The sequence below is a fragment of the Acinetobacter sp. 1130196 genome (assembly GCF_000588095.1).
GTDB lineage: Bacteria > Pseudomonadota > Gammaproteobacteria > Pseudomonadales > Moraxellaceae > Acinetobacter > Acinetobacter nosocomialis.
Window position 1 is genome coordinate 69,283 of the sequence record NZ_JFWX01000018.1, and the last position, 8,110, is coordinate 77,392.

An 8,110-nucleotide genomic window follows, 5' to 3' on the forward strand; every position below is an offset into this window, starting at 1 on the left:
TTCACCTCTAAGTCAGTAATCCGGCTTAGAGGTTTTTTTGTATTAAAAACGAGCAGCTTTTTACTTAAATGCGTCGATATACATTTAAAGTTCTGCTAAGGTAATTCATCTGAAGCTGTTGTCAAAACAGGTATATTTACTTGTTTAATGCAAACAGCTTCTTTTTTTCTGTTTTAGCTAAAGCCAAAGAAATTGTTCAAGGATAATTATGCTAGCACTAGAGCCTCAACATATTCATATGAATCAACATGCTGTTGATAAAACACATGCATTAAAGTGTCTAGTAGATATATTAGAAAAAGATGGGTTAGTTACGCCTGAATATATAACAGGACTCATCAATCGTGAACAACAAAGCGCGACTTACTTAGGCCAAGGCATTGCCATTCCCCACGGTACTCCTCAATCACGTGAATATATTTTAAAAACAGGTATTCGCTTAGCCCATTTCCCTGAAGGTGTGATCTGGGATGGAGAAAATAAAATTTATTTAGCTGTCGTTATTGCAGCAAAATCTGATGAACATTTGCAAGTTTTGCAAATTCTTACTCGTGCCTTAATGCATGACGTCAGCGAACAAGTAAAAAATGCTTCTAAACCTGAGCAGATTATCGAATTACTACAAGCTCAGCCATTATCTTTAGCACTTCATGAAAATCTTATTCAAACCGAAATCGATGCACAAGATATCGAAGATTTACTTTGGGCCGCCTCTCAAACACTAAAAAAACATAATTTTGTAAAATGTGGTTTTCTAAGTTCACTTGATCCAGAACAAGCCATTCAACTGCAAGATCAAATCTGGTCCATTTCTAGCAATCATTTTGTTCAGCAACCAGCTATTAGCATTACTAAACCATCACAGGCTTTAGAACTAAATGGTAAAAAGCTGAACACCCTCGTTTGTATAGCAGCCAATGACCAACTCGATAACGAAAGATTTAATCGTTTAATTGATATTTTATTTAACCCTGAGCAAGTTGCCGAGCTAGATAAAACTCAAACTCCAAATGAAATTGCAAAAATTATTGGGGCTGAAGTTGTTCCGGACTGGCCTCAACGCTCAGTTGTACTGGCAAATGCTCACGGCTTACATGCCCGACCAGCTACACACCTTGTTAATCTTACAAAAACTTTCCAAGGTGATATTCAAGTTGCTGTAGACGATGGTAGTTTTGTTTCTGCTAAAAGTTTAACTCGTCTTTTAGCCTTAGGTTGTAAACGTGGTCAAACTCTACGTTTTATCGCAGAACCAGAAACCGATGCCGTAGAAGCCTTAGATCAAGTTATTTTGGCAGTGCAGCAAGGCTTAGGTGAAGAAGTTGAAGCGCTACCTGTAACCAGTGAAACACCTAACCAGCTTCCTGCTCAAACTGCAATATCAAATGCTACGACATTGGGCAACAATACGGGAATTGCAGCATCAAGTGGCTTAGCTTTTGGACCAGTACATGTGATTAAACCAAAGGTTTATCAATATGAACGTATGGGTTTAAGTGTAAAAGCTGAGAAAGAAAATTTAGATATTGCATTACATGCTGTAAAAAATAATATTCACCAAGTTATTGCCAAAGCTGATGCTTCTGAAATTAAACAAATCTTTCAAGCTCATTTAGAAATGCTTGATGATCCTGATTTGATTAATGGTGTATATCAAAAAATTAACCAAAATTTATCAGCGCCTGCTGCTTGGCATGAGCATATTGAAGCTGCAGCTAAAGCACAGGAAGCTCTACCGGACCGTTTACTTGCTGAACGTGCAACAGACTTACGTGACATTGGTGACCGAGTCTTAACACAGTTATGTGGTGAAGTGGTTATTGAAGAGCCTAAAGAGCCATATATTCTAATCATGCACGATGTTGGACCAAGTGATGTCGCTCGTCTCAACAAAGATCGAGTCGCAGGTATTCTCACTGCTATAGGTGGTGCAAGTGCACATAGTGCAATTGTGGCACGTGCTTTAGGTATTCCAGCTATTGTTGGTGCTGGTGAACAAGTCCTAGAAATTGATCCAAAAAGTACTTTACTTATTAATGGTGACACAGGTACTTTCGTTTTAAATCCAGATGCAGCTCAAATCGAACAAGCTAAGCAAGAGCGTGAACAACAGCGTCAAATCCGTGAAGAAGCCGAACGTCATAGCCAAGAGCCGGCTATTACTTTAGATCAACATCAAATCGAAATTGCAGCCAATTTAGGTAAAGTTCAAGCAACCGCACAAGCTGTAGAATGTGGTGCAGAAGCGATTGGTCTGCTTAGAACCGAACTTGTTTTCATGTCTCATAGCAGTGCACCTAATGAAATTGTCCAAGAAGCTGACTACCGAGTGGTATTAGATGCACTTGCTGGCCGCCCACTTGTTGTACGAACATTAGACGTAGGTGGTGACAAACCCTTACCTTATCTACCAATTGCTGAGGAAGAAAATCCATTCCTAGGGTTAAGAGGAATTCGTTTAACCTTAAGACGTCCTGAGATTTTAAGGCAGCAATTAACTGCTTTATTGAAAGCATCAGATAATCGCCCACTACGAATTATGTTCCCAATGATTGGACGTGTTGAAGAATGGCGCGCTGCAAAAGCGATTCTTGATGAAGTAAGAGCTCAACATCCATGTGATAATTTACAAGTTGGCATTATGATTGAAGTTCCGTCTGCTGCTCTACTTGCGCCAATTCTTGCACAAGAAGTCGACTTTTTCAGTATCGGAACAAATGACCTAACTCAATATACTTTAGCGATTGACCGAGGCCACCCAATACTCTCAGCTGAAGCAGATGGGTTACACCCAAGTATTCTGAACTTGATTGATCAAACTGTTAAAGCTGCCCACAAACACGGCAAATGGGTAGGAATCTGTGGTGAGCTTGCAGCAGACCCGAAAGCTGTACCTATTCTCATGGGATTAGGCGTAGATGAACTGAGTATGTCTCCAAATAGCATTCCTTTAGTAAAAGCTCAAATCCGTACACTAAGCTATAGCCATGCTCAAAAGCTTGCGCAACAAGCTTTACTATGCGATAGCGCCCCTGCTGTGCGCCAGCTATCTGAACAAGACTTATAAGATTGGGAATAGTAATGGCTAAAATTTTGACAGTTACTTTAAACCCTGCAATTGATGTAACCATCCAACTGAATGAGTTACTAGTAGGAGAAGTGAACCGACAAGAGTCGGTAGAAATTCATGCTGCTGGTAAAGGCCTTAATGTGGCTCAAGTATTGAAAGACTTAGGTCACGATGTAATCGTAAGTGGTTTTTTAGGTGAGCATAATCGACAAATTTTCGATACACATTTTGCACAAGCTCAATTTCAACCCGAGTTTATTTATATTGATGGCGAAACACGTCAAAATATAAAAATTGCTGAGCATTCTGGGCGGATGACCGATTTAAACGGCAAAGGTTTCTTTGTTTCTGAAACAGACAAACAAAGCCTATTTAATAAGATTGAGGTTCTGTTACCACAAGTCGAGGTCGTTGCAATAGCTGGTAGCCTCCCGCAAGGTTTTAGTATTGATGAGTTACAACATCTTATTCAACTGATCAAAAAAAATAATAAGAAAGTTGCACTAGATACCAGTGGTAAAGCGCTGGTTGCTGCAATTGAATGTCAACCTTGGATGATCAAACCGAATACAGATGAGTTGGTTGAAAGTTATCAACGCCCTGCAACAAGCTACGCTGAACAAAGAGAACTTTTTGATAGCTTAACCAATATTGAGCATGTGGTTATCTCAATGGGTGAAGATGGCGTAAATTGGTTACACGCCACTCACCCCTTACATGCTCAAGCACCAAAAGTTATTGTAAAAAGTACAGTAGGCGCTGGTGATTCACTCTTAGCCGGCATGATCCATGGACTTGTTAACCAACTGCCTCCTGAAGAAACCTTAAAAACTGCGACTGCCATTGCAAGCCATGCTGTAACACAAATTGGTTTTCGAATCCCTACTCCTGAGATTCTAGACCAACTAAAAGCACAAACTATTATCAATTCATTGAGTGAATCTGATGCAAACTGCTAAACATTTATTATTTGTCACTAATAGTCCGCAACAGCAAGTCAATGCTTTAATCTTGGCTCGTAAACTTGCTTTAGTCGCAACTCAACACGGCTATAAACACAGTGTCATTTCACTCGATGAGTTTGAATCAAGCGATCATTTTGATCATGTCATTATTATTGGACAACAACCTAAAAATCTAAATATTTTTGGGCAAAACGCTTTAACTTTAGTTTCTATTGAAGATATTAAAGATGATGCAGACAAAGCGCTTTTAACGGCACTTGAACACTCAAAACCAGCCAATGAGTGGGATCAAAAACCTAAGCAAGCTTCAAATACAGCAACTCATTTTGTTGCGATTACTGCTTGCCCAACTGGTGTTGCCCATACATTTATGGCAGCTGAAGCTTTACAGCAAGGCGCAGAGAGACTTGGATACCAAATTGATGTAGAAACTCAGGGTTCTGTGGGTGCAAAGAATATTTTATCTGCTGAATCGATTGCAGACGCCGATATTGTTATTCTTGCCACTGACATTGAAGTCAACACAGACCGTTTTGTAGGTAAACGTGTTTATCGATGCAGTACTGGCTTTGCCTTAAAACAAACTGATAAGGCCTTTGCCGAAGCAATTGCGAATGCACAAGTTTTAGAACAAGGTAAACAACAAGCTACAACGGAAAATAAAGATAAAACTGAAAAAGTTGGTGTGTATAAACACCTATTAACTGGTGTTTCTTATATGCTGCCTATGGTTGTTGCAGGTGGTTTATTAATTGCTCTTTCTTTATGTTTTGGCCTGAATGCAGCTGAACAAGCTGGCAGCCTACCAGCCATATTAAAACAGATTGGTGCAGCAGCATTTACACTGATGGTACCCATGCTATCGGGTTATATCGCATATTCCATTGCAGACCGCCCTGGACTGGCGCCCGGTTTAATCGGGGGTTTATTAGCAGCACAACTACAAGCGGGCTTTTTAGGCGGTATTGTTTCTGGTTTCCTTGCAGGTTATATCGCGTTATTTATTGCTAAAAAAGTTAAGCTTCCAACTAGCTTAGAGTCTCTTAAACCTATTTTAATTATTCCATTATTAGGAACGTTATTTGTTGGACTCATTATGTTCTATGTGGTTGGTCAACCTGTAGCGCATATTTTTGAGTTAATGAAAGATTTCCTCAACAACATGGGCACGACAAATGCCGTATTAATGGGAATTATTCTGGCAAGTATGATGTGTATTGATTTAGGGGGACCAATCAACAAAGCAGCTTATGCTTTTACAGTTGGTTTACTTACAACCAATACCTATATGCCAATGGCTGCAACGATGGCAGGTGGAATGGTACCTGCTATAGGCATGGCAATTGCGACCTTCCTAGCTAGAAATAAATTTAGTACAGGTGAGAAAGATGCTGGTAAAGCTGCTTTCGTGCTTGGTTTATGTTTTATTTCAGAAGGTGCAATTCCATTCGCGGCAAAAGATCCAATGCGTGTTATTCCAACCTGTATTCTAGGTGGTGCAGTAACTGGTGCATTAGTTGCCTTATTTCACTGCGAACTTGTTACTCCACACGGCGGCGTATTTGTACTCCTGATTCCAAATGCAATCAATCATGCGTGGCTATACCTAGCAGCAATTGCAGCAGGAAGCATCGTAACGGGAGTAAGCTATGCCATCCTTAAAAAGAATCAAGAAGAAAAGCTAATAACAAATACATAATCTTAAAAAAAGGGAGAATGCTGATTCTCCCTTTTTTTACTAAATAATTTTATTGATTAATTTGAACTGCACGCGCCATAACTTGTTCAGGAAGATCTTGGGCTAATAACACTGCAAGAGTTGGTTTTTGGTTAGTCTCATCTTTTAAGTTTTGAGCTTCGAGAACTCTATTTACATATTTAAGTTATAATTTAAAAGAATCATTCTATTTAAGGTAAATATTTAAAAATCAATAACATAAAAACAAATATTTAATAAAATTTATAGATTATTCATCAATCATGTTAAATGTATGGTAAATTTTTAGCACTTCAAACCAAATCAAACTATTGATTAAATTAAACATTTCTTTATTAAATGGATTGATTTTTTATCGTTATGACTTTATAGACAAAAAATTTTTATAGAAATGTCACGTTCAAAACAAGTTTTTTTTTCTAGGATTCTCATGCAAACAAGTATCGTTCATTTTACGAACAAGCGAGCAGCCAAGTTCAAATAAACGGTAAGAAAAAAGTTTTATCAGAATAGGAAAATTTATAGTTTGTCCTTGTTAATTCAAACAATATAAATTTTGCTCAAGACTTAAAGTCCTGATATAACTTGCTTAGTGAAACTATATTTTTCAACTATTAAGATTAGTTTCATAAAAATGCGATCCACCAAGGTATGGGGAAAAGTCAATGACAAAGAAGTATGCGCGTTTTTTACCTACAACAGAATCTTTCACTCTTGAAGATTTTCCATATTATTGGATTACTCAGGTCCATGCTCAATATGTTCAAAATATTGATAATGCGCTTAAAAAATATGGCCTCGATAATTCTCGTAGACGTATTATGCTTGCACTCAGTAGCAAACCTCATGCTAGCGTATCTGAGCTATCTGACATGATTATTTCAAAGATGTCCACGACAACTAAAATTGTTTATCGCTTAAAAGATGAAGGTTTAGTTGAAACATATTCTTGCCAAACAGATGGTCGAATTACACGTGTATATCTTACTGAACGTGGTATTGAAATGATCAGTAAAATTAATGACCTTACGAGTGTGGTACTTGAACAATCATTTGAAGGTATTACCCCCCTACAGTTAGAAAAAATGATGGAAAGCTTAAAAATGCTTTTAAAAAATCTATCGCGTTAGTTATTTTTTCATAATTTGCAAAATTTATTAGATTTAAAGCTCTCTCATGAGGGCTTTTTTTATACATGATAATTATGATAAAGAACATGGATTTCATAAAGTAATCAATTAAACATTCTACTTGTTGACTTGTTCTTTCAACTCCAGTAGAAACTCTTTTTTATTCTCTACATTGTAATGATAGGAAAAATGGCTAAAAGAAAATATAAAAGTGATAAGTTTCAGGTACGTCGTATTAATCGCCAATGGTGGGTACTTGAAAAGGACTTGGAAACTAACTGCTATGCTAAGCATGAACAAGTAGCTACAAAAACATTAGCTAATAATTATGCTGATGATTATATAGAGCAATACTATATGAATCTCTATATTCAACAACAGTTGAAAAAACCAGAAGCCGTATAAATAAAAAAGCCATTATGGCTTTTTTTTATTTATAATTTAACAAGTTAATAACGAGTGAGATAATAAAATTTTGGCATAAAAAAAACCTACATCTTGGGGAAAATGTAGGCTATAAAATGCACAAAAAGGAATTATATATCCTTTTTGACAAAAAGAATTCTACGATATCATAAGACCTTATTTTATATTACTTTTGTAAAGTTAATAGTGCTTATTGTATTAATGCTTAATAACTTAAACTGATTCTTTATATAAATTTTTTAAAAGAAAATATTCAAAGTAATTCATTTTTTTCTTATTTAAATATTTTATTTGATATAAATTTCTCAGTTAAGCCTTCTATTACAGCTATATAAACACCTGTTTTAACAAGTTTTTTACAAAAATAAGCATAATTTTTTAAAGTTAAAACTCTATTTTTTATAATTTTCGTAAAATTAAAAGTTAATAAATAACATATGCATACATGAGTAATAACAGTTCGAGTTTAGAAAAACATTTGGCAGAGTAAAACTTGAAGTGCGACATAAACCACCTAATTAATTTAAAGGGTTTATGGAGTATATAAAATTGTCATACCATCATCTTAACTTTGAAGATCGTACTGCATTAATGCTTGAGTCAAGAAAAGAAGGCTTTTCAGCCAGAAAATTTGCTGAACTCATTAAAAGACATCCTAGTACGATCTATCGTGAGCTTAAAAGAAATAGCATCAATGACGTTTATCAAGCTCGATATGCTTCTGATAACACCTTCGCTAGACGTAGACGTGGTCACAGAAAACTCAAAATCGATTCAATCCTCTGGAAATTTATTGTTGAAG

6 protein-coding genes are annotated in these 8,110 nt (G+C 36.5%); all 6 read left to right on the forward strand.

The features are described from left to right. The first annotated feature begins 208 nt into the window (after window positions 1-208). The gene (ptsP, locus tag J671_RS14870; protein ID WP_031982740.1) at window positions 209-3,067 is read left to right on the forward strand and encodes a phosphoenolpyruvate--protein phosphotransferase; all 2,859 of its coding nucleotides are present in this window, start codon (window positions 209-211) and stop codon (window positions 3,065-3,067) included. A gap of 14 nt (window positions 3,068-3,081) precedes the next feature. Further along, window positions 3,082-4,029 carry a 1-phosphofructokinase gene (gene pfkB, locus J671_RS14875; RefSeq protein ID WP_031982741.1) on the forward strand — a complete coding sequence of 316 codons (948 nt, stop codon included), beginning with the start codon at window positions 3,082-3,084 and terminating at the stop codon, window positions 4,027-4,029. Continuing rightward, window positions 4,016-5,734, forward strand: a complete 1,719-nt coding sequence (locus tag J671_RS14880) for a fructose-specific PTS transporter subunit EIIC (protein ID WP_017394083.1) — start codon at window positions 4,016-4,018, stop codon at window positions 5,732-5,734. Before pfkB ends, J671_RS14880 begins: the two co-directional genes overlap by 14 nt. 683 nt (window positions 5,735-6,417) lie before the next feature. Further along, entirely contained in the window at window positions 6,418-6,882 is a 465-nt protein-coding gene (locus J671_RS14885; RefSeq protein WP_004708449.1) for a MarR family winged helix-turn-helix transcriptional regulator, read from the forward strand. A gap of 189 nt (window positions 6,883-7,071) precedes the next feature. Beyond that, a complete protein-coding gene (locus tag J671_RS14890) occupies window positions 7,072-7,287 on the forward strand; it encodes a hypothetical protein (protein WP_006580896.1) in 216 nt (71 codons plus the stop codon). A gap of 612 nt (window positions 7,288-7,899) precedes the next feature. Then, the coding region (locus J671_RS14895; RefSeq protein ID WP_230400560.1) for a helix-turn-helix domain-containing protein at window positions 7,900-8,110 on the forward strand (211 nt) is incomplete at its 3' end.